Consider the following 21,603-nt stretch of genomic DNA (forward strand, 5'->3'; position numbering starts at 1 on the left):
ACTCATGATTGTTCCTCAGGGCCGCGCGGCGCCGGGTTACGGGTGATAAACATCGCATCACCGTAGCTGAAAAAACGGTACTCGTTGGCGATGGCGGCTTGATAAGCGGCCATGGTTTCCGGGTAACCGGCAAATGCCGACACCAGCATCAACAGTGTGGATTCCGGCAAATGGAAGTTAGTCACCAGGCAATCGACCACATGGAACGGCCGGCCCGGGAAAATAAAGATATCGGTGTCGCCACTGAACGGCTTGAGCACGCCATCACGCGCCGCACTCTCCAGCGAACGCACGCTGGTGGTGCCCACGGCAACCACCCGACCGCCGCGCGCCTTGCACGCGGCCACCGCATCCACCACTTCCTGGCTGACTTCCAGCCACTCGCTGTGCATATGGTGGTCTTCGATCTTGTCCACACGCACCGGCTGAAACGTACCGGCCCCCACGTGCAGGGTCACATAAGCCGTTTCGACGCCCTTGGCGGCAATCGCATCCAGCAGCGGCTGATCAAAGTGCAGCCCGGCAGTCGGCGCGGCCACTGCACCAAGTCGCTGGGAGTACACGGTTTGATAGCGCTCGCGGTCCGCGTCTTCGTCGGGGCGGTCTATATAAGGAGGCAGCGGCATATGGCCGACGCGCTCCAGCAACGGCAATACTTCCTCGGCGAACTTGAGCTCGAACAACGCATCATGGCGCGCCACCATCTCGGCTTCGCCACCGCCATCGATGAGGATGCTCGAACCCGGTTTCGGCGACTTGCTGGAGCGCACATGGGCCAGCACGCGATGGCTGTCCAGCACCCGCTCCACCAGGATTTCCAGCTTGCCGCCGGAAGCTTTCTGGCCAAAAAGGCGAGCCGGAATCACCCGGGTATTGTTGAACACCATCAGATCGCCTGGGCGCAAATGCTCAAGCAAATCAGTGAATTGACGGTGTGCGAGGGCACCGCTCACCCCGTCCAGGGTCAGCAGTCGACTGGCGCGACGCTCGGCCAACGGGTGGCGAGCGATCAGCGAATCAGGGAGCTCAAAAGTAAAGTCAGCAACGCGCATGATGGGGTTCGTCTAGCAGGGCCGGGAAGTCTAGCGGAAATAGTGAAAATTGACCATGAAACGTGATTGACCAACGGTAATCACCTCTCTATACTTCGCCGCCATTGAGCCCTGATGGCGGAATTGGTAGACGCGGCGGATTCAAAATCCGTTTTCGAAAGGAGTGGGAGTTCGAGTCTCCCTCGGGGCACCATCTTAAAAAAAGACCTTGAAATTCAAGGTCTTTTTTTTCGCCTGCAGAAAAGTGGGCAGCCAGCGAAATCACTGCTCACCGCCCTCTCCACCTTGAAACACAACCCCCCTGTGGGAGCTGGCTTGCCTGCGAAGACGCCAGCCCCAACACCGTCAAATCACCCGCCTACACACCAACCGCTTCACCCTCCTCCACCACCCCATTCGGCAACATCCCATTCGCCAAATCATCCACCACTGCCTTTGCCATCTCTCCCAAATAATGCGCCGCCCAGGCGTAGCGATCTGAGCTGTTATCCATCGCTGCATCCAACGCCAGCATTTTTGAACAGTGGAGAAGCTCGGAGGCGTGCTCCAAGGCATCACGAATGGGCACACCGGAATTGACGCGAAATAGCCGGTGAAGGCTGGGTTGTTTGCCGCAGGTGGAAAAGGTGATGACGCCGAGGGTTTTGTTGAGGGGCGGGTTGATCATTGGGCACCTCCCAGATAGGTGGAGGTGGGGGTTGTGGGATTGCGAAGATACGATCTATCAGAAACGCTCATTGCTTAGCTCCTAATGTAGAGAGCTGCCACGTTCGTTTCTCATGCGAATGGGTGGCAGCTATGCGCGGGCTGAGAAACCGGGACAATAGGAACCCGGCAGACCCGAAGGTCTCCCACGCATAGCCGCCATGGCACAGACATGCGAGCACAAAAAAGCGCCAACAGTCTAATGGATGGTGGCGCCTATGCGCCTATTGTTTCTCGGATTCTCAAGTCCGGTCGCTGGTTTGAAAGCGACGAAGAGAAGGTAGCGCAGAGGCTGCTGTCGCTGAAAGTCAGTATCTGTGGCGAAAAATTTCCGTTGAGTCAGCATGGGTTGGTGAACGATGCGGGAATAAAATCGTGTCCTGCAACCCGATTAATGCTGCTGAATCTGCTCGGACGTAAGTCGGTCGAACTGCATCTTACGCATTCACTGTGCCCGACAGACACGAACTGAATCCATCACCGCTGCACATTCAGACGGCCTCCTGACGCCCCACGGAAGCGCCATCTGTGTCATTCGCGTCATTGGCGAACGGTGTACATGCTCGGCATCAGCACCGGTAAGGCCCGGGCGAATGATCGAGGACAGGCGGGCCGACAGGTGCAGGAGTGGCGCTTGCTGTTTCTCTCGACCGGCGAGAAGACATTGGCGCAGCACATGGCGGATGCAAACAAGGAGCTCAAAGCGGGCATGGAGGTGCGCATGCTTGCGGTGCCAGCGGATGCCAGCAAGGGCCTCGGCATGTTCGATGTGCTGAACGGTTTCGAAGACGCAGCCGCCCTCTCCGATGCGCTCAAGGCCCGTGTAGCCAAATACTACGGCACTCCCCTCACCACTTTCCTGCACGCACTGTGCGCGCCAGGAGAAATGCTCAGATGGACGGTGATCATTCGCCGCACAGTAGAGCAGTTCATCACCCAAAACCTGCCTGCATCGGCCAGTGGTCAAGCGCAGCGTGCCGCACTTCGTTTTGGCCTCGCAGCAGCGGCCGGAGAGTTGGCCACCGCCTTTGGTGTCACCGGCTGGCCGGATGGCACGGCCGCGACCGCAGCACGGGTTTGCCTGCATGCGTGGCTGGCTGAACGTGGCGGCGCCGGTAACTTCGAGGGGGATGCGATCTTGGCGCGGCTACGCCAAGTCATCGAGCGATTTGGAGAAAGCCGCTTCACCCGATGGGAATCTGCGGCCGCCAAAATCGATGAGCACGGCCCACGCACGATTGATCGGTTGGGCTTTCGCAAGACGATGGAACACTGCATGGGGGATGCCCTGCACACCACCAATACCTACTACGTTCTGCCTGAAGCTTGGAAGGCCGAGATCTTCAAGGGCATGAATATCAGTGCGGTGAACAAGGAGCTGCTGCAACGGGGCGTGCTCGAGCCGGGAACCGACGGAAAGGCGTACAGCTTGACTCGCCTGCCGGGGTTAGGACCTCAACGCTGCTATGTGGTGAAGACAGTTCCTGGAACGGATGAAAGCGAGGCCAAGGCCGCCTGATGGCATGCCTGCTGATCGAGGTAGCGCCGGCTCATTACCGGCCTCGCCAGCCGTTCGACAACCATCCCTATCAACCGCAGTCCCCAGAGACAATACAGATGAATACTATCCAAGAACTGAAAGACCGCCGCGACACACTGACCCTCGAAATGGAGAGCATTCAGCGCGATTTAATGCCCTTCGAAGAGGCGCTGGAAAGTCCTGAGGCTATCCAACAGGGCCGTCAACGGGCCGTGCAGGATGAAATCAACGATCACAAAAGACGCACCGACTCGCGAGATCTTGAGATCCGCACCCTGAACCAAAAGATTGATCGCCTTGAGGCACTGGCGAACCGCGAAAGCTTGGCTGCGGGCTACATCAGCACCATGGCGACCTGGAAAGCCGACGAGATGGAGCTCAACGAAAAGCGCAGCAGCATCGAGGCCCGGTTGCAGCAGGTCCGTCAGAGCGATCAGGAAGACATGGCAAAGGCTCGATAAGCTGAAACGGACGCAGCCACCGCTTATGCACAGGCTGTCGCCTGGGGCGATTTGGAGGGCGAGAAAGCGGCAAATGCCGAAGCTCAAAAGGCCGCAAAAAACCTCACAACTGCGGTTGAGCATCATCGTCGTCAACAACTGCTTATTACCGCCCTGGAACAAGAGCTGGTAACGATTGATCTGCACATCACAGAGGCACAAAAAGAACGCGCCAAGATCGAGAAAAAAGCCGCTCACCTGGCGAACATTGTGCTGGAGGAACAATGGAATGAGGCCGCGAAAGCGCTGCTGGAAACAGGCGGTAAGTTGTGGGCCGCACGCGACCTGATTAATCGAGACCCGGTTGCATTGATGAAGCTGGATATCCCTGAACAGGGCGAGCGCTTTGGAAGCTGGACCTGGCAAGAACTCGCAAATCGCTCTCGCCAACACAGCCTGACGGATCTATTGGCCGCCTAACTTGAACCGTCCCCGAAGCAGCCTGCGAAAAACAGGTTGTTTCGGGCAGAACAAAGCCCCCCACGAATAAATCTCTACAAAACAACGCCAATGGACCAGATTAAATAAGGGAGGCATAAAGCCAGGTCAACAAATTCGAGAACAAAAATCTCAATCTACGAAAGCAGCGTTGTAAGAACAGCCAAATTAAGCTGTGAACGCGTTTTTGGATTTAGTGGATGGCCTTGTACTGCTCGAAAGCCAACTAATAGAAAACCGATTGCGCTTATAAAATTAAGATTCCGAGAAGGGTGAGAATTCCGGAATCTAGACGCGTAACAGGCTAATATCCGCAAAGGTTAAAACACTCGAACAAACCTTTTGAGAGCATCAATATAACTTCTGCAGGACGCCCTTGCCATCAGAATGTATCGAATGTCATCAAAGGTGATAAGACTCTCAGGCCTAGCGTTCCATGCTGGATCGCGACGACGATAAATTCTTCTTATATAAATAGCATACGGGAGATGCATTACACCCCCCACATGCTTTTAGAAGTTTAAATTCTAAACACTCTCATTACGCCTCCTCAAAAATCTTACCGTGTGTCCGACTCATATTCGAAAAATTAATATCACCAGCTCACGAAATCGACAAAAAACGCATCTCTGGCAGAGGATCCGTTTGTGCTTGTTTAATCCACGACTCACAAGAATCGCAGCCTTTAGCAAGACCTTTGCTAAGTTCCAGCGCCAGTTTTAAACAGCCCAAGCGGAGTGTCGGAACCGTATCATCAGGAATACCTGTAGCATCCGGGCGGTCTTCATATTTCAGCTCTTCAAGCATTAAAGACATACCGACTTCAATTAAGCTGTAGCAAGTCTCGTCAATCCAACTCGGTCGCAGAGATGCAATAAAAGTCATAATTTCCAATGCCCAAGGTAGCGCAGGTAGCCGTCGAGCAGAAATTATCCCTGCTAGAGCGTACAACATTCCGTTCGGTCTAGGATGGTTTTCAACTTTATCATGCCGAGCCCAGTAATAGATAATGCCTACAGCATAGTTTGCTACTGGGATGTCAGCACCAAAAAGCTGCCGAACCAATTCGCTTTCGACTTCAATCAAATCTGTTCTCTTCGACATGCTATATGCGAAGGCAATTCTAGTCCGAAAAAAATCAGCACCAAACACTTTAGTTTTTTTACGAACGTCAGAAGCCCAAGTACATACATCTTCATACTTCGAGAACCTCTCGGCCCCATACTCATCTATAAATATCGATATTATTCTATCTAAATTTCGAAGGCGCCCAACAAGCAGCCCCTTAAGATCTGTTATAGCTTCAATATCATTCTCAATAAAAGGCCACTCCTCATCCCACCATGCCTTGACTACTTTAAAGCCTTTAATTAAATCCTTTTCACCCCACTTATATCTAATCAGTGACTGGTGCCAATTTAATAAAAACTCATCAGCGTAGTTGAGACTCCAAGATACTCGCGTGCCAACAACTACTGACGCAGTTGGGCCAGCCCTAAATCGAGCGACCTCTTTACTAAGCAACCACTTTTTAAATGCCTGATCTGCTACCTTTCGTTCATTTGACATCCAAGAAATGGCTGACCAATAATGATAACCAGGCAATATGGGCCAGGTCTTTTTATCCATTAAAAAATCGTTTATTAGATCTAATTGCGCCTTAGTAATAAACCCCCACTCTTTCAACCAAAACAGACGCTGCCATAAAGATTCAATACTAAACCCCGCCTTAGCAAACAACGATAAATCTTCAGAATCTGAAGTTTTAAGCCACTGAATAAGGATATCCGTCGCCTGAGAGACTTCGGGAGGCAATATCTTTAACTCTAAGTCATCTTCCTGACGTTTCAAGCTATTAAACCCAATCCAATCAGTCACGCCCCTAGTTTTTAAAGCGTGGTTTTCAGGTGCAAATGGGATCATGGCAATAACAGACGACATCTTCCGACGCTGATGTGGTGGTAAGCTTTCAAAGCATCTGGACATACAATCAGCCAAACACTTCCATGTTTCCCCATTACGTAAAATAACTTTACTACCATGCAGAGAAATCACTCTTTCCATAATAGAAAAGACAACTTTATCTTTTCTAATTCTAATCACAAGCCTTCCAACCATCTCAAGATGAAAGGCAATAACCCTGACCAATTCATCATTATCAGAAGTCGAATCCAACATACGTTCTACTAAGCTTAAAGATCGCTCACAAATATCTTCCGCCAGTTTCTCTTTGGTTCGTGCAACTTGATACCGCGACAACCAGCCAGCAGAGTGCAATAATTGATTAGGATTTCTTGGATCAAGCATTTTCTTATTGAGCGCACGAATCATAACACTCAATATTCGCTCCATTGAGTCTGCATATTGAGCCCACCATGCGGCCTGGGCGAAAGATCCTATATCAAAAGTGACATCACCTACACGTGGGACAAGAGATACTCGATCACTTAAAGAAAGCCAAGCAAAAGCGGCATCTATTTTCGGTCCAAACGAATGACGACCTCCAAGGTTTCGTGTTGTTGAGTAGCGTCCAATTTCGAAGAGCGGCGTATAACTGATAGGCTGGGACGGGGGAGGCGTTTCTGCGTTTAAATCTGCTGTCAAATGGTCAAGATCTTGAGTTACATCGTGACCTATTGAAGCTAAATCCGCCAATCGTTGATTTAGCTCATCTTCATTCACATCAAAGTTTATGTCTTCCCCCCCACCGCCAAAGCGAATAGACCACTTTAGTGTTTTTTGAAGATAACCTATCGCCAAACAAGCCCAAGCCTCTTGAGAAAGATAAGAAATCGAACTAGTGCGAGATCGCTGGTTTTTTCTAAGCTTCTTTAATCCCACCAAGCTAATTACCAAGCCTGAAGCTACATCACCAACTTCACCAAGCAACATCCCTTTTCTAACAAACATATATCCATCTGGAGATTTCACCTCCCAGTCGTTTAGCAACTTCCCCGCAATATCACGATCGCCTCTATACAGGGCCAACAAAATAGCCTCATGGACCAATTCATCTTGCAGCATCAGGTCATTCGGAAATGCTTTTAGTAAACGCGCCGACAACTCATCATATTCTACCTGCCTAAGTTCTTGGCGAGCCCACCTCAGCAACGCTATTCCGAGTTCCTTCCACCTATCAGAAAATTGCGCCTGTGATTTAATATCAAAACACCTTAAATCTTCGTGTTCACTCAGGGCCGATTTATATTGATTTCCATGTGTCAGCACCAGCAATTTGATTGCATATTCAGCCAATTGATCGTCAAAACAACGGAGGAGAACATCATTATGCCACGAGTACTCAGCGAGGATTGCAACACCTACGTGAGGGTAAAGAGTTTTAAAATCCTCCTGAATATCTTTTGAGTTGATAAACCTTGGCAACCGTTGCAAGGTAGATGAAAAGTCTTTCCTTACACCATGAGGAGCTACAAACCATCCAGGGTAGGAAACCCTAAACTTTCTAACTTCAATATAAGCTTTTATTAGTGCCTTTCTCTTCTTCTCCAAAGTGTCCGTCATGTTTGGAGCAGCTGATGAGATACTTAACCTCCTCCCCCAGTTTTTTACATCTTGTGTAAGTGGCTCACCTAAAACCCTAAACAACTCACTGTAACGTAAAGCGTACTCGGATGCGTCAACCCCATCTATCATAGGCAATACAACTGGGGTTACTCGCCGTGACTCTAACAGTCGCTGTTGACCTAAAGTAGGAGCACTACCTAAAAAAAGATAAATTGGTAGAGCGTGTTGATCCAGAACATCGCGAACCCAGCCAATCCAGTGCAAAAAGTTAGGATCATCGCCAGAAAACCCGATTAGACAAAACACATTCTCAAGAATCGACTGTCGCACTAGGTTAACAAACGGTGCTGCGAGATCAGGATAGCGACGGTAATCCTCCTCAGTAAAAATAAATGGTCGTTGTGACGGAAAAGAACCATGAAGTTTAACAATTCTCCGTCGTCCTAGCATTTTTGACTGGGGTATATCCTCCCTACTTGCAACAACATAATGAGCATGATCAACTATGTTTTCTGAAGCTCGCTCAAGAAGCGTATCATAATTCGTAGTAAATATTTCACACCAAGGAAGTGTAAGCAGTTTTTTATGTAATATACCGGGACTAACCCTTTCATCAGGAATTAATCGCTTGAGTAAGTCCTCTAGAGCCGGCTTGGAAAAGACCCTAGCATATTGTTCACCGAGCTGAGTGACAACACTAGCCGACGAATTCTCCAACCCCCCCATATCTGGATTTAATTCTCGCCATAGTTCATTTGCAACTTCATGCCACATTGCTAACTGATCACCGTTCTCAGCGTTCCTACTGAAACCAGCACCAACCATAATCGCAGCGTTTCCGTTTTCCAAAGCTCGGCGAACGGCATCGTAATGCACACTATTGTTATCCATACTACTCTCCCCAGTTCCTCAAACTAAAATATTAACCCTTACACTAGTCACCACCACTAACGAACCGACAAGTAAGAGCATCTATGCTTATCCAGCAATCTCAGTCAAGGAAACGAAAGCAGGCAATTAGCCACTAGATAATTAAACCTCATCTACCTCTAGTAGTGATACAACCGCTTAATCATTTTTCAATTCGAATACAATGCACTGAATTACATATAACTACTACAAAGCTAGCAGAGTGCCATCCCAGCGTCTACGATCCCCACCCAATGAGAGTCGCGCGCTAGCAACGCACAGATTTAGGAGGCCATAAAAGCGTCTTTTCTGGTCATTCTTAAACGAAAAAAGCAGATCTGCCACGAAGGCTACCCCCTTTCACATCGAAAGCTCGGGCCATAGCCTTCCCTCTGAAGAGCTGAGACACACTGGGGCCACTTAGCTGCGCGGGTTTGTCCAAGCGTAGGGCTTAGTAAAGGTGCTTTGAGATTAGGCAGATCCGATGGCTAAACATCTCCTCTGTATGAAGCTACGGTGGGCCTCCCAGACCTACCAGGTACTGGATAACGCTTGCTAGCTAGTGCCTCCCAACCCTTGGCACTGAGAGAGGCAAGAGAATGGAGCGTCGACCGCTGCATTTAACTGAATCGCCTACTGTAAACGGGGCTGCATCCGTCCATTGTTTTCAATGAGAGAAAAAGCCGGTGAAAAATTAGCTGCAGATGAGTCACAAAAAGCCCTCTAGCTGTCCTGCTGAGCGGTGCAGTGGCCGGGCAATATGAAACTTGCCAAATTATACGACTCCCCCTCGTTAGCTCGTATCCCTTAGTTACATATAATTACGTAGGTGCCGATGGCATACCTACTCTGCAACCTAATTAATTGCGTTGATCCACATCAGTTGACACGCGCCCGCCCATAACATCTCCTGCCTCCCATCAAAAGGATCTCCCTGTGCTGTAACACCGAATGAGCACGTAACACGCACGCACAACAAGAAGATATAACCGTGTAACGGACGATAAATTCAATATAATCAATAGCATGCATTCATATGTAACGAGCGTAACACCCGTAACACGTTATTTAAGAGTATCCCCTAGCCCCGATGGCGATTCCTCCTCCAGCGTGTGAATGGTGCTCTCATCATCGGAAAATGGCGGCCCCCCTGGATATCTTGAGCGGATAAGGGGGTAGGAAACCCGTGAAATCGTGTCAGCGGAAAGGTGCCCAGCTTAGTGCACTTCTCTTCGCCAGAGCATTAGCCCTATGAATCGAAAAGCCGCTGGGGACCCTGGGCATTTCGAATAGACACGGGGCATTGAACCCGCAGGATCGTGTTAGCGGAAAGTCACCCAGCTTAGTGAACTCCAGTTCACCTGTGCATTTGCCCTAACGTTTGAGCCGTCTGCGAGCACCATTACCAATACGGTAACGATGCCCTTTTTTCTTCAAGATCCTTTCAATTTCAACATTGAAATTTCAGTAAGCTGGCACGGCTGCCGCTAACGCAGTCCCGCGGGTTTCATGCCCCGTATCCTGAGTAAATCCTCAGGGTCCCCACCGACGTTTCGTCGCGGATGAGAAAGGCAGGCAATAGAAAGGCAAGTCAGATGGTCTGCGCGGCCACTAGGTGTCAGTGTCGCAAAATCGCTTTCACACTAAGAGTCTATAGAGTCTACTTAGCCCCTTCAGGTGGCTTCCTAGGTGGTAATGGAATCCGTATTTCTCCTTTCATATGCACGGCGTTTACATGAAGCCACAACGTAAAACCCGCGTTATCTACGGTGATGCCCCCTTCATAGAAGACATGGGCGTACTTACCACACTTTGTCTGTTGAACGATGAAGTACTGTTGTTTGGCTCAAAAACGCTATCGGAACATCTTGACGACCATTGGGAAAAGCGCGACGCCTCCAATATGTCATCGACACGATCAGTAGCAGAGGAGATGCTGGAGGTACTTCTACCTGAAGGGGTCATATCTTTTTATTCACCTTCTGAAGCAGTCGCTGCCTTCCCAGGAGGTGGCTCGCTAGAGATCCCGGGGATAGCCTTCAGGGTCGAAGAACTCCATGACACAACAAGGGTGGTTATGGACACAGATGAATCCAAGCTGAATGATTTCTCGCGTTTATTGCTTGGCGGGCTCACTGGTGGCCCCAAGCGAACGGTGTCGTCGATGCTGCGTGATGCTTCAGTTCTAGCCGCTTCGATGGATGCGTCTATCCCGATAGTCTGTAAGCAGAGTCAAATTTCGCTAACGCCATCAAATTCTAGGGTTTTTGAGGTTTCCGCCTTCCTAGCCCAGCGAACATTTCAACGACTCGCCCTACCTGAGCTACAGGCCTACCATCCTGAGGATATTTTAGAAGCACGAAAAAAACTCAAAGACGAGCTTCTTGAGTTCAAGGCTGGAATTCTTGAACTTGTTTGGCTACTGCACCAGAAAACGGATATTGGTGGAGATCTCAACGGGCTGGGCCGAGAGTGCGACATTCTCATTGACACTAAAATTTCGGCAGCGGTTCTACAGCTAGAACGAGCGATAGCCACTCATGAAAGTAAAAAAATAAGGAGGATTCTGAAAGTCACTGGCGGCGCATTGCTAGAGCTAGGCAAGTCTCTCCTAACTCCCAGCATCGCTGGATCTCTACTAGGGGCAAGTGGCGCAGCGCTAAAAATTGCAGAGGGCATGGGTGCTAAGGCACCGTCGATCCAAATTGCATCGTTCGTCTACAGGGTTAGGAACAAACGTTTCTGAAGGTACGTCAGGTGCTCAATTTTTATTTGAAAGATCTCGTATGTATCCTGCAAATGGTGAGTCTGTAATTGGATAGCAGCGATGCTGGGTGTATCCCTAGCTGTATCCCTAACTATGTAATCCCCCTACAAGGCACGAATTATATAGAGCGCACGAGTCTCCCTCGGGCACCATCTTAAAAAAAAGACCTTGAAATTCAAGGTCTTTTTTTTCGCCTGTCGATAAGTGGGCAGCCAGCGAAATCACTGCTCACCGCCCTCTCCACCTTGAAACACAACCTCAACTCACCGACCTACACACACGCTTGAACACTACCTCATTCGCCAAACCGGCCTGCAAGGCGTCTAGCGAATCAGGCGCGATTCAAAACGTATACTTAAAACTCGTCATAACATTACGCGGCGCACCATAAACACTCCAACTATCCGCATACGCGTAGTAGCTGCGATCAAACACGTTGTTCACGTTCAACGTCGCACTCAAATTCTTGCTGATGTCATACCGCGCCATCAAATTGGTCAGCGCATAACTGCCCTGATCGAACGTGTGCAGGTCCATCCCCGTCTTGCTCTGCCAGTTCACGCCACCGCCCACGGTGATCTTGTCGAGCACACCTGGCAGGCGGTATGTGGTGAAGGTCTTGAGGCTGTGCCGTGGGCTGGTGGTGACAATGCGCTGATCGTCCTGGTTGGTGCTCACGCTGTACGCATAGCCCGCCGACGCTTGCCAGCCTTCGCTCAGTTCGCCGTTGAGTTCCAGTTCGACGCCTTGGGTGGTGGTGCCTTGCTCCAGGCGGTAGATGTCCGGCGCGCGCACGTACACCGCGAGGTTGTCCTGGTCGATCTTGAACAGCGCCAGGCTGGCGTTGAGTTTGTCGTCGTTGAAGCTGCCTTTCACCCCAACTTCATAGCCGGTGCCTTCCTGCGGGTCGAGGGCTTTGTTGTTTTCGTCGTGGACGCCATAGGCCTGCGGGTTGAAGATTTTGGTGTAGCTGGCGTACACCGCCCACGTTTCGCTCAGGTCGTAGACGATACCCGCGTAGGGCAGGAAAACGCCGTTGCGGGTTTCCTTGCTTTCGGTGTCTTGGGTCGGGTCAGCGTACACGCTGGATTCGTTGTTGCGCTTCCAGTTGGTGACGCGGCTGCCGAGGATGACCGCGGTGTTGTCGGTGACATGAAAGCGCGAGGTCAGGTAGGCGGCGTATTGGTTTTCTTCGATGTGGGTCTTGCCCACCGGCGTGGTGTCCGGGCGATTGGCGCCGCTGCCGTTCCAGTTGAAGATGTTGGGCACCGTGCCGTCGTAGCCGGTCCAGGAGCCGAACCAACCGCCGTGGCTCGGGGTGTTTTCGTTGTAGCGCGACATCGTGACGCCGGCGATCAACTCATGCTCGCGGCCGAGCAGGCTGAAGGGTCCGGTGAGGTAGGCATCAAGGTTGTTCTGGCGCGGTGTACCGGACCAGCGGTTGGGGTACAGATAAGCGCCCGCACCCGTGGCCTGATCGATGTCGCCATTCATGTAGTTGATCAGTTCATCGAACTGGTTCTGGGTGTGGCTGACTTCCACCTTGCCGCTCCAACCGTTGTCGAACTGATGCTCGATGGAGGTGAAGACGTTGGTCTGCTTGCGGTCGTTGTACGCCCAGTCCGGTGCGCTGTTGGCGGAGCGGCTGAAATGGGTGCGGTTGCCGTTGCTGTAGAACATCTGGAAGCCGGTGCGCAGCGGGTCGTTGACTTGGTTGTTGATATAGCTGAAGCCCGCCGTGAGCATGGTGGCGTCGCTCAGGTCGAACTCGGAAATGCCGTACACCAGTTGCGAGTCGGTGTTGACGCGATCAACCCAGGAGTTCTGTTTCTTGTAGTCCACCACCAGGCGTCCGCGAACATTGCCGCTGTCGTTCAAAGGCCCGGACACATCGAAGCCCGTGCCATAACGGTCCCAACTGCCCGCCTCGCCCGTGATGCTGGCCTGGGCTTCGGCGGTCGGGCGCTTGCGGATCAGGTTGATGGTCGCCGAGGGCGTGCCCGAGCCGCTGATCAGGCCAGTGGCGCCGCGCACCACTTCAACACGGTCGTACATGGCGGTGTTTTGCGTGGTGTTGTCCAGGCGCGCCGAGGTGGGTACGCCGTCGATCTCGAAGTTGTTGATCTGGAAACCACGGGACCAGTACGTATCGTTCTCCGCGCCTACACCGACGCGCAGCACGGTGATGCCCGGCGTGGCTTCCAGCACTTCGGTGAGGTTGGTGAGCTTCTGGTCGTCGAGGCGCTGACGGGTGATGACCGTGAGCGACTGCGGGGTTTCTTTTTGAGTCAGGTTCAGCCGCGTCGAACTGCTGGACGAGTACGTGGTGTACAAGCCGGTGCCTTCAGTGGTCGAACCCGGCGCCATGCCGGAGATCGACACCGTACTCAGTTGCAACGCGCCGCCTGCACCCGGCTGCAATTGATAGCGCCCCTCGCCGGTCTGCACCACCGTCAGCTCACTGCCTGCCAATAGCGTTTGCAGTGCCTGGTCGACCGTGTAGCTGCCGCGCAATGCCGGGCCGGTCTTGCCAGCGGTCAGCGCGGCATTGCCTGCCAGGTAGATGCCGGCCTGGGCGGCGAGCCGGTTGAGTTGGTCAGCCAGGGCGCCGGCCGGCAGATCGTAGGTCTGCACGCTGGCCTGCTCGGCGGCTGCCGCCCGTGGCGCCATGCTCAGGCTGGTGGGAATGGCCAAGGCAAACGCGATAGCCAGCGCCAAAGGTTGTGGTGAGTTACGCAGGAATGAGGACATAAAACGGTTCCGGTCGAAGGAGGCATCAAGCCGTTGTCCTTCACTAATTCGAATGAGCAACCAAAACCGGAAGCACACGATGCAAAAAAATCAGCGCGGAACCACCGTGGTCCACCAGGCGAAGCGCCGCTCGATGCGCACGGGCAAGACCTGCTCCAGCATCGCCAGTACCTGATCGGTGTCTTGCAGGGGATACGTGCCCATCACCCGAAGGTTGGCGACCTGCGGGTCGATGCCCAGATGGCCATGGCGATAGCTGGCCAGTTCGCCGATAAAGTCCCCCAGGCGCATATCGTTCGCCATCAGCACACCTTTTGCCCAAGCCTCACGCCCAGGTTGCGCACGTTGCGTTGCGCCCAGGTGCTGACGGTCAAATAGAACGCCCTGCCCCGCCGGTATGATGCGGCGTTGATCCGTGTCACCGCAGCTGGCCTCCACGCTGCCCTCAAATACATTGAGCAGCGTGTGCCCCTCCTGTTCACGCACGCTGAAGCGTGTGCCGAGCGGACGCACGCGGCCCTGCGGCGTATCCACCACGAAGGGGCGGCCGTCCTTACCGGTATTGATCAGGATTTCGCCGCTGTAGAGTTTCAACTCGCGCCGACCGGCGCTGAATTTCACATCCAACGCCGTGCCGCTGTTGAGCCAAATGCGCGTTCCGTCGGCCAACAACTGCTCGCCCAACACCGTGGTGCTCGTATGGAAATCCGCGTTCCAAGCCCCCGCCACCCAACGCTGCTGCCAACCGGCCCACCCCAACAGCGTACCGCCCAAGACCACCGACAACCCACGCAACACCTGGCGCCGCGAACGCTGGGACTGCCGCAAACTCTCCAACGTCTTGTTGGCACTCACGGCATCGTCCTGCAACGGTGCAAAGCGTTGCCCCACACGTGCGACATAGCTCCAGGCCAGACGGTTGACTTCACTGTGGGCATGCCATTGGCGCCAGGCCTCATGCAGCGGCAACGCGTTGGGTTCGGCACTCAAGCGGGCGAACCAGTCGGCGGCCTGTTGCAAAGTGGCGTGATCGAGGCCACCGGGGTTGGTGCTCATGCCAAGGCACCGTCCAACTCAGCCTCCAGCACCATGCACTGGAACATGGCTTGGCCGATGTATTTGGTAACGGTGCGCTCGCTCACGCCAATCCGTAACGCGATCTCGCGATAGCTCAAGCCCTCGATCTGGGCCAGGCAGAATGCCTCGGACACCTTGGTCGGCAAGCGATCAAGCATCGCCTGCAAATGCACCAGGGCCTCCAGCACCAATGCCCGGTGCTCTTCCGAAGGCGCGCACGCTTCAGGCCGGCTCGCCAACACCTCAAGCCAGGCCTGCTCCACGTGCTTGCGTCGGAAGAAATCCACACACACGTTGCGCGACAAGGTGCTGAGGTACGCACGCGCATGCCCTTCGCTGCCAAACTCACGCGGGTGGCTCAACAACCTGACAAACACATCATGAGCCAGCTCGGCGGCATCACTGACATTGCCGAGTTTTCGCGCCAGCCAGCGTTGAATCCAGCCGTGATGGGCGCAATACAGGCTACTGATGCTCAAAGATACGGTGCCGGGCTCGGGAAGCGGGGGCATACACAGCCCTACGAATAAGAATTGTTCCCAATGGTAATGAGAAAAACTGGCCACCACAACGAGCAAAAGCAACGGCATTGCGGCGGACAGCGTGAAGCACGAGGTCTTTTTTTTCCGCTACAGAACAGGGATCATCGCCCTCCCAAAAGACGCCGAGGAACCGAAACCATGGAATTGACGCTGGAAGCGGTGGCGCTCTTTGCACTGAAACTGGTGCACGAGACGGACGGCGGCAGCCCGATTTTGCGCGATGACCCGGTGATGGTGGGGTATGACCGCGAGGTGTTTGGGTTGTTGGTGCGGCAGGGGGATCTGGCGGCTATTCAACTCAAGGTTGATGAGTGCCTGACACTGGCACTCAAGTCCCTGGGCGGCGCCGATACCGTGATGGGGCGAGAGCTGCAACGGCTTGCGGTGGACGTGCGCCAAGCGTCAACACTCGAAGCACTCAATGCCCCGCTCAACACGCTCAAGGACTATCTGAAAGCCATCCTGTGAAGCGCGACTCAGCGTCGTCCTTCCACCGCCATCCGCACCGCCAACCCCATCAACACCGAACCCATCAACCAGCGCTGCACCACTTGCCAGCCCGGCCGGGTGACGAAAAACACCGCGATAGAACCGGCCATGGTGGCGATCATCGCGTTGACGCTCACGCTGATAAAAATCTGCGTGAAGCCCAGCACCAACGATTGCATCAGCACACTGCCATGGCCATTCGGGTCGATGAATTGAGGCAGCAACGACAGATACATCACCGCTACCTTGGGGTTCAGCAGGTTGGTCACCAGGCCCATGGTGAACAGCTTGCGCGGGCTGTCTTGAGGCAGGTCCCGTACCTGAAACGGTGAACGCCCGCCCGGCTTCACGGCCTGCCAGGCCATGTAGAGCAGATACAACGCACCGCCAAAGCGCAGGGCGTCGTAGGCAAACGGCACCGCCATCACCAGCGCCGTGATCCCCAGCGCCGCACACAGCATGTAAACCAGAAACCCCAACGCCACGCCGCCCAACGAGATCAACCCGGCCGTGCGCCCCTGGCAGATCGAGCGGGAAATGAGGTAAATCATGTTCGGGCCGGGGGTGAGCACCATGCCGAGAGAGATCAGCGCATAGGCTAGCCAGCTGGACAGTTCAGGCATGATGGGGCTCCGCTTTTCTAAACATCTGGCCAAGGTTGTCAGGTTGGCCGCCATGGTAGGGTGTTCGAAATGCCCGTGTTAGATACAGATCCGTGAGCAAAACGGCATACACACAAGGACAGGCACATGATCGACTTCAACAACAAAGGCTTTTTCAAACTCAAGCAAAACAACGAATACGCCGAACGCGTCTCGGCGCTGCTGCTGGACGGCGAAGAAGTGGTCGACGCCTACAAAGCCATGCGCGATGGCGTGGTCTTTACCACCAAACGCATCATCGCGGTCAACGTGCAGGGGATTACCGGCAGCAAGAAGGACTTCACGTCGTTGCCGTACAAGAACATCGTGGCGTATTCGGTGGAAACGGCTGGGACGTTTGATCTGGATTCGGAGTTGGAGATCTACTTTTCTTCGCTCGGGAAAGTGAAGTTTGAATTCACCGGGAAGACCTCGATTGTGGAAATCTCGCGGTTGATTTCCAAGCATCTGCTGGGCTGATCGGCAGGTAAAAAACGACACCCTCACAACATTTCCGCGATTACAAACCCGCTGACTTTTCCCACGGGCACCATCGAACAAAGCCAATATCAACCCTCACTTCCGCCCTCGTAGGCTCACTCCCCCACACAAGGAAGTGAGCCGGTCATGTCAGAGCGCTTTTACCCTCCCACCGAAGAAGAACTGCTCAAACAGCGCATCCTGACCCCGCAACCATCGCGTGTCCCCTATTCGCCGGTGATCGATTCTTTCATCCCCGCTCCCCCCTCAAAACCGCCCCCCGCCAAACCTCCCGGCTGCACCTTCACCAAACCCTGCCAACTGCCCGACGGCATCATTCGTTACAGCGATCCGACGGGGTATGTGCCGCTGGAACTGATCAAGGACTACGGCCATTTCAGCCTGTTGGGCGGGCGCGAGGTGGACAGCCAGGGCGTGGTTGCTCTGCGCAAGATCAGCGGCAGTGCACTGCCTGTTGGCTTGGGGCAGTTGGCGTTACATTCGGTCGCTTTGGAGACGGCAGTCGCGGCGGCAGGCACTGTGGCCGGAGGGCTACTGACGGGGTTGGTCGCGTTGGTCTGGCCATCAGAGTTGGGGGACAGCGCGCTTTACACCGAAGAGCAGTTGCGTTCGATGCAGCGGGCGCGTTCGCAGATGCGGTTGCAGGTTGAGCAGCGTGAGGATGGCACGCTCAAGGGGTATGGGTTTTACACAGGCAATCATGCCGATTGGCAAATGATTGATGTGGTGCAGTTTCAAGTCCGTGGCGATGAGTTTGTGGCGGATTTGGGTGAGGGTGTTGAACTGATCTGGACGCCTGCGGTTGACCCGAGCGACAAGATGGGTATTCCGGCCTTGGAGGCTGCGCCACAAGCGCCAGTGATGTGGATTTATCCGCCGACGGAGAAGGCTGCGCAGATTCTGGTGAACCCGATTTATCCGCCGGAGTATCGGGATTTTATTCTGGTGTTCCCGGTGGAGTCGGGGGTTCGGCCGCTGTATGTGGTGGTGAGTGTTAAGGCTGGGGATCACAAGTACCACAAGGCGCCGAATACTAAACAAATAACTGGTTTTGAAAACCTGATAAAAGCAAAACCAATGACTCCCAGACGAGGAGGTGCCGGCCTGAGAGAGCGCTGGATTGAAGAGAAAGGCAGGAGAATCTATGAGTGGGATTCCCAGCATGGAGAATTGGAAATTTATCTAGCAAGTGATGGAAGCCATATAGGTGCGTTCAATCACATAACCGGCGAGCAGTTAGAAGGGCCGAAGAAAAAGCGAAACATCAAAAAATATCTGTGAGGGACACGTGGGATTAAAAGTGAGACTGGAATGGTTCGACAGAACCACCGAGCGTCTAAGCGGGACGGAGGACTCAGCGGATTTGGGAGACGACTACTCCGTGATTTCCAAGCTTGGGCTATCGATAGATAAGGACGTCAACAACGGTATGTTTGAGCTGCGTCGCGAGTGGTTATCGCGGGTACAGGTGCACTTCTCTCACGGAATCGCTCTTTCAGAAAGCGATTACTTCATCGCATTTGATTACGAAGATGCGAACGAATAACACAGACGTAGAGGGTTCAGCTTCATGCGCAGACTGTCACTGACAGACAAAAAGCTCCGAAACATTCCCAGGCACCTCAGAGCCCTGACCCGCTGGGCAGACAACTTCGAAGGCTGCTTTTACGAAGAGTTACCGCCACGACCTGACTTCGTGAATATAAGAATCCCAGTTATCGAAAATCTTGTTGAAGGCAAACAAACCACGTCGGAGATTCTGGCGCACTGCGCTCAACAATTGATCAAAGTTGCAGGCCATTTGCTTGAAGCACGATCAGACAATGACCCTGAATGCTGGGTTGTCGCCTGCATCATGGTCCCGGACATGTTCTCTAGCCGTGTCTGTGTCTACACCGACAAAGCACGCCACCTCGGCCACACTCAACCCTTTGACTACGAACACTTCCGCCAAGCCCGCATCACCGGCCGAAGCCTCGCCTGCGAATGGGGCCTGACCGTTCCGCCAGGGCTTCACGAGGTTGGCTTTCACTTCGTTCATGAGGACGAAAAAGGAAACGTCTTCGAGTCAGAGCATTGGTACTTCGGCGAAGTCAGTACGAACGATGAAGACCCAGGCGGAGAACGTTGGAAGTATCAAACCTTCAGGTCCTTCCAAGCGCAGCATCCGCACCTGTTCGGCCCGTCCGTTTAACCCGCGCCGTCACCAGAACTGTCGTCATTGACGATAGAGAGAGGCCTCCAAAAAGGTGATGAAGATCAGATTGCGATGGTACGAAAAACAAAGCAATGACTTGAAGGCAGCTGAGTACTCATCGGATATCGAAGATCCAGACAGTGTTTTTGAAGCATTGGGTCTAGGCGAAGAGACCGCGTTATACGCCGACGTATTCAACGTACTGCCTAACTGGATAACGATTATTCAACCGTATATCCAGCACATGATTGAACCCAACAAGCTCGACTACCAAATTTCCTTCCGCTACCAGGGCGCCTGGCCGCCAGCTCCAAAGCAACCTAAGAAGGCGTCTTGATGCAATGAAACCTACACCACAAAAGCCCCTCCTCTACCGCTCAGCCGGCCTGCTGCAAAAGGTCAATCCGCGTCTGACGCCCGAGCAGATGAACCCCTTTTACGACGGCTACACCCACACCTTCAACGGGGTGGTATTCGCACAACCTTCAGCGCGCAAACGGTGGGCAATGCCCACCGTTCAATCAAGCCTGCTTACCCCTCCTTCGCCTCACTCCCCTCTCCCCCAATCAACACCCGATTCGCCGGATCGGTAATATCAAACACCTGCTGCGCACACGCCGCGCGGTTGCTTCTGAACTGGAACTCCACCAGGTACACCTTCGCCTTCTCCGGGCTGAATGTGCTCATCACCGGCCCACAGCTGTAATACGCGCCATTGCCCTGGCTTCTCGCCGAGCTGGACACGGTGAGTTGCTTGCCCGGATCGGCCTGAACCTCCAACTGTGGAAAACGCTTGAACCCGGCGCTGGCGACGGTCTGGTTGAGTTTGGCGATCCAGTTAAAGACCTTGCCTTCCCCCGTGTCCATCACGGTGCCAAGGGTTTCCAGGCGTTGGTCGGGGTCACCTTCACGGCGGATGGCGAACTCGACGGGGTTGGTGCCGCCGCTGGCCTTCATGATGACTTTGGCGTGCTCGGCATCCACAGCTACAGTTTTCTGGCGGAATTGCACGCCGTCCTTGAGCAGGCTGGGCGAAGAGTCGCGTTGGTTGGAGTGGCAGGCGCCCAGGGCCAGGGCGAGGGAGAGCAGCGCGACGCGCTTCATGGGGATGTCCTTATCGGGATGAGAGTGATGACTGGACCCGAGTTTAAACAGTTTGTTCCCCACGGGAACGAACAGCGGCTGAGGCTCAAGAAAATAGCGGTGCGGGCATTGTGGTTTGGCAGGCGTACCCAGGCGCCCTCCACTCCCAGATTTGCCCGGTGTCACGCTCGACACCGCTCAATCTGTGCGGGAGCGGTAGCACTTCAGCAAGGCGGATAGGCGCCAGTGATCACTTCGGCTGGAACGTCTCGAGGTACGCCAGGATGTCCTGGATTTTTTCCTGATCGCTGATGCCCCAGAAAATCATGCGCGTGCCGCTGACGACTTTCTTTGGCGCCTCAATGTAGGCGGCGAGTTTATCGCGAGTCCAGACCACGCCGGAGTTCTTCATCGCGTCGGAATATTGATAGTCGGTGGTGGTGCCGGCCGGGCGGTCGATGATGCCGTTGAGCTGCGGCCCGAAACCGCCGCGCGCGCCTTCGCCGATGCTATGGCAACCGCCGCAGGTCTTGGTGAAGAGCTTGCCACCGGCTTCGGCATCGCCCGCGGCGAAAGCCGGTGCGCTGAGGATCATGGCAAGGGTCAATAAGGCGACACGTTTCATGGAAAACTCCACATCAAGGTACCGTCCATTATGCCCAATATCGCTTGTAGTGAGCGGGCTTGCCCCGCGCGGTGGTGTGTCAGATAAGCACGATGTACCTGACACTCCGCAGCGCGGGGCAAGCCCGCTCACTACAAGCTGCCCCAGGCATCAGATTTGGCGGTGGGAGAGCCTTGTGCACTGCAACAACACTAGGCAACCGCGCAAGCCTGCGTGTTTGAGCAACCATCCATCGTTTAGCACATATCCAATCGAACCTAT

Annotated in this window: 17 protein-coding genes, 1 tRNA gene and 2 pseudogenes; 11 read left to right on the forward strand and 9 right to left on the reverse strand. The window is 53.8% G+C overall.

Going from position 1 to position 21,603, the window contains the following annotated elements:
* Positions 1 to 2: 2 nt before the first annotated feature.
* A complete protein-coding gene (gene queA, locus M2394_RS23245) occupies positions 3 to 1,052 on the reverse strand; it encodes a tRNA preQ1(34) S-adenosylmethionine ribosyltransferase-isomerase QueA (protein ID WP_259174705.1) in 1,050 nt (349 codons plus the stop codon).
* A gap of 108 nt (positions 1,053 to 1,160) precedes the next feature.
* Here queA and M2394_RS23250 point away from each other — a divergent pair.
* Positions 1,161 to 1,245, forward strand: a tRNA-Leu gene (locus M2394_RS23250).
* Positions 1,246 to 1,410: 165 nt separating this feature from the next.
* Here M2394_RS23250 and M2394_RS23255 read toward each other — a convergent pair.
* Positions 1,411 to 1,719: a DUF3077 domain-containing protein gene (locus M2394_RS23255; RefSeq protein WP_259174707.1), complete on the reverse strand. Its 309-nt coding sequence runs from the start codon at positions 1,717 to 1,719 to the stop codon at positions 1,411 to 1,413.
* A 210-nt stretch (positions 1,720 to 1,929) separates the two neighbouring features.
* Between M2394_RS23255 and M2394_RS23260 the strand changes: the two genes are divergently transcribed.
* From M2394_RS23260 to M2394_RS23270, 3 genes and pseudogenes are all read left to right on the forward strand, one after another.
* Positions 1,930 to 2,229: a hypothetical protein gene (locus tag M2394_RS23260; protein ID WP_259174708.1), complete on the forward strand. Its 300-nt coding sequence runs from the start codon at positions 1,930 to 1,932 to the stop codon at positions 2,227 to 2,229.
* Positions 2,228 to 3,276: pseudogene (locus tag M2394_RS23265) on the forward strand (DNA/RNA helicase, superfamily II protein); the annotation flags it as partial. The gene M2394_RS23260 and the pseudogene M2394_RS23265, both read left to right, overlap by 2 nt.
* Positions 3,277 to 3,374: 98 nt before the next feature.
* Positions 3,375 to 4,217: pseudogene (locus M2394_RS23270) on the forward strand (chromosome segregation protein SMC).
* 621 nt (positions 4,218 to 4,838) lie between these two features.
* On the opposite strand, the gene M2394_RS23275 reads toward M2394_RS23270, so the two are convergent.
* Positions 4,839 to 8,651, reverse strand: coding sequence for an SIR2 family protein (locus M2394_RS23275; RefSeq protein WP_259174709.1), 3,813 nt, complete (start codon positions 8,649 to 8,651; stop codon positions 4,839 to 4,841).
* 1,753 nt (positions 8,652 to 10,404) lie between these two features.
* Between M2394_RS23275 and M2394_RS23280 the strand changes: the two genes are divergently transcribed.
* Positions 10,405 to 11,415, forward strand: a complete 1,011-nt coding sequence (locus tag M2394_RS23280; protein WP_259174710.1) for a hypothetical protein — start codon at positions 10,405 to 10,407, stop codon at positions 11,413 to 11,415.
* 363 nt (positions 11,416 to 11,778) lie between these two features.
* Here M2394_RS23280 and M2394_RS23285 read toward each other — a convergent pair whose 3' ends face one another.
* The 3 genes from M2394_RS23285 to M2394_RS23295 form a co-directional block, all read right to left on the reverse strand.
* Positions 11,779 to 14,187 (reverse strand): TonB-dependent siderophore receptor, encoded by a 2,409-nt coding sequence (locus M2394_RS23285; RefSeq protein WP_259174711.1) that lies wholly within the window; start codon positions 14,185 to 14,187, stop codon positions 11,779 to 11,781.
* Between the two features lie 90 nt (positions 14,188 to 14,277).
* Positions 14,278 to 15,243: a FecR domain-containing protein gene (locus M2394_RS23290; RefSeq protein WP_259174712.1), complete on the reverse strand. Its 966-nt coding sequence runs from the start codon at positions 15,241 to 15,243 to the stop codon at positions 14,278 to 14,280.
* Complete coding sequence (locus M2394_RS23295) at positions 15,240 to 15,776, reverse strand: sigma-70 family RNA polymerase sigma factor (protein ID WP_259174713.1); 537 nt, start codon at positions 15,774 to 15,776, stop codon at positions 15,240 to 15,242. The genes M2394_RS23290 and M2394_RS23295 overlap by 4 nt, the downstream gene beginning before the upstream one ends.
* Positions 15,777 to 15,944: 168 nt before the next feature.
* Here M2394_RS23295 and M2394_RS23300 point away from each other — a divergent pair, with 168 nt between their 5' ends.
* Positions 15,945 to 16,274, forward strand: coding sequence for a hypothetical protein (locus M2394_RS23300; protein ID WP_259174714.1), 330 nt, complete (start codon positions 15,945 to 15,947; stop codon positions 16,272 to 16,274).
* A gap of 8 nt (positions 16,275 to 16,282) precedes the next feature.
* Here the strand turns inward: M2394_RS23300 and M2394_RS23305 are convergent, their stop codons facing one another.
* Positions 16,283 to 16,918 (reverse strand): LysE family translocator, encoded by a 636-nt coding sequence (locus M2394_RS23305; RefSeq protein WP_259174715.1) that lies wholly within the window; start codon positions 16,916 to 16,918, stop codon positions 16,283 to 16,285.
* 126 nt (positions 16,919 to 17,044) lie between these two features.
* Here M2394_RS23305 and M2394_RS23310 point away from each other — a divergent pair, with 126 nt between their 5' ends.
* From M2394_RS23310 to M2394_RS23330, 5 genes are all read left to right on the forward strand, one after another.
* Entirely contained in the window at positions 17,045 to 17,416 is a 372-nt protein-coding gene (locus M2394_RS23310; protein WP_176997007.1) for a PH domain-containing protein, read from the forward strand.
* Positions 17,417 to 17,563: 147 nt separating this feature from the next.
* Positions 17,564 to 18,718, forward strand: coding sequence for an S-type pyocin domain-containing protein (locus tag M2394_RS23315; RefSeq protein WP_259174717.1), 1,155 nt, complete (start codon positions 17,564 to 17,566; stop codon positions 18,716 to 18,718).
* A gap of 19 nt (positions 18,719 to 18,737) precedes the next feature.
* On the forward strand, positions 18,738 to 18,983 hold the full coding sequence (locus tag M2394_RS23320) for a cloacin immunity family protein (protein ID WP_259174718.1): 246 nt from the start codon (positions 18,738 to 18,740) through the stop codon (positions 18,981 to 18,983).
* Positions 18,984 to 19,007: 24 nt separating this feature from the next.
* Positions 19,008 to 19,631 (forward strand): DUF3916 domain-containing protein, encoded by a 624-nt coding sequence (locus tag M2394_RS23325; RefSeq protein ID WP_259174719.1) that lies wholly within the window; start codon positions 19,008 to 19,010, stop codon positions 19,629 to 19,631.
* Between the two features lie 58 nt (positions 19,632 to 19,689).
* Positions 19,690 to 19,971: a cloacin immunity family protein gene (locus tag M2394_RS23330; protein WP_259174720.1), complete on the forward strand. Its 282-nt coding sequence runs from the start codon at positions 19,690 to 19,692 to the stop codon at positions 19,969 to 19,971.
* 194 nt (positions 19,972 to 20,165) lie between these two features.
* On the opposite strand, the gene M2394_RS23335 is transcribed toward M2394_RS23330, so the two are convergent.
* The gene (locus M2394_RS23335) at positions 20,166 to 20,738 is read right to left on the reverse strand and encodes a hypothetical protein (protein ID WP_178925986.1); all 573 of its coding nucleotides are present in this window, start codon (positions 20,736 to 20,738) and stop codon (positions 20,166 to 20,168) included.
* A 229-nt stretch (positions 20,739 to 20,967) separates the two neighbouring features.
* Positions 20,968 to 21,342 carry a cytochrome c family protein gene (locus M2394_RS23340; RefSeq protein ID WP_178925987.1) on the reverse strand — a complete coding sequence of 125 codons (375 nt, stop codon included), beginning with the start codon at positions 21,340 to 21,342 and terminating at the stop codon, positions 20,968 to 20,970.
* Between the last annotated feature and the right edge of the window lie 261 nt (positions 21,343 to 21,603).

The sequence above is a fragment of the Pseudomonas sp. BIGb0164 genome (genome assembly GCF_024810135.1).
Classification (GTDB): Bacteria; Pseudomonadota; Gammaproteobacteria; order Pseudomonadales; family Pseudomonadaceae; genus Aquipseudomonas.

Coding starts and splice junctions, on each gene's coding strand:
- M2394_RS23335 (WP_178925986.1), bottom strand. CDS start 20,738: ATGAAGCGCGTCGCGCTGCTCTCCCTCGCCCTGGCCCTGGGCGCCTGC.
- M2394_RS23325 (WP_259174719.1), top strand. CDS start 19,008: ATGCGCAGACTGTCACTGACAGACAAAAAGCTCCGAAACATTCCCAGG.
- M2394_RS23290 (WP_259174712.1), bottom strand. CDS start 15,243: ATGAGCACCAACCCCGGTGGCCTCGATCACGCCACTTTGCAACAGGCC.
- M2394_RS23280 (WP_259174710.1), top strand. CDS start 10,405: ATGAAGCCACAACGTAAAACCCGCGTTATCTACGGTGATGCCCCCTTC.
- M2394_RS23300 (WP_259174714.1), top strand. CDS start 15,945: ATGGAATTGACGCTGGAAGCGGTGGCGCTCTTTGCACTGAAACTGGTG.
- M2394_RS23315 (WP_259174717.1), top strand. CDS start 17,564: ATGTCAGAGCGCTTTTACCCTCCCACCGAAGAAGAACTGCTCAAACAG.
- M2394_RS23310 (WP_176997007.1), top strand. CDS start 17,045: ATGATCGACTTCAACAACAAAGGCTTTTTCAAACTCAAGCAAAACAAC.
- M2394_RS23340 (WP_178925987.1), bottom strand. CDS start 21,342: ATGAAACGTGTCGCCTTATTGACCCTTGCCATGATCCTCAGCGCACCG.
- M2394_RS23295 (WP_259174713.1), bottom strand. CDS start 15,776: ATGCCCCCGCTTCCCGAGCCCGGCACCGTATCTTTGAGCATCAGTAGC.
- M2394_RS23255 (WP_259174707.1), bottom strand. CDS start 1,719: ATGATCAACCCGCCCCTCAACAAAACCCTCGGCGTCATCACCTTTTCC.
- M2394_RS23330 (WP_259174720.1), top strand. CDS start 19,690: ATGAAGATCAGATTGCGATGGTACGAAAAACAAAGCAATGACTTGAAG.
- M2394_RS23305 (WP_259174715.1), bottom strand. CDS start 16,918: ATGCCTGAACTGTCCAGCTGGCTAGCCTATGCGCTGATCTCTCTCGGC.
- M2394_RS23275 (WP_259174709.1), bottom strand. CDS start 8,651: ATGGATAACAATAGTGTGCATTACGATGCCGTTCGCCGAGCTTTGGAA.
- M2394_RS23260 (WP_259174708.1), top strand. CDS start 1,930: ATGCGAGCACAAAAAAGCGCCAACAGTCTAATGGATGGTGGCGCCTAT.
- queA (WP_259174705.1), bottom strand. CDS start 1,052: ATGCGCGTTGCTGACTTTACTTTTGAGCTCCCTGATTCGCTGATCGCT.
- M2394_RS23285 (WP_259174711.1), bottom strand. CDS start 14,187: ATGTCCTCATTCCTGCGTAACTCACCACAACCTTTGGCGCTGGCTATC.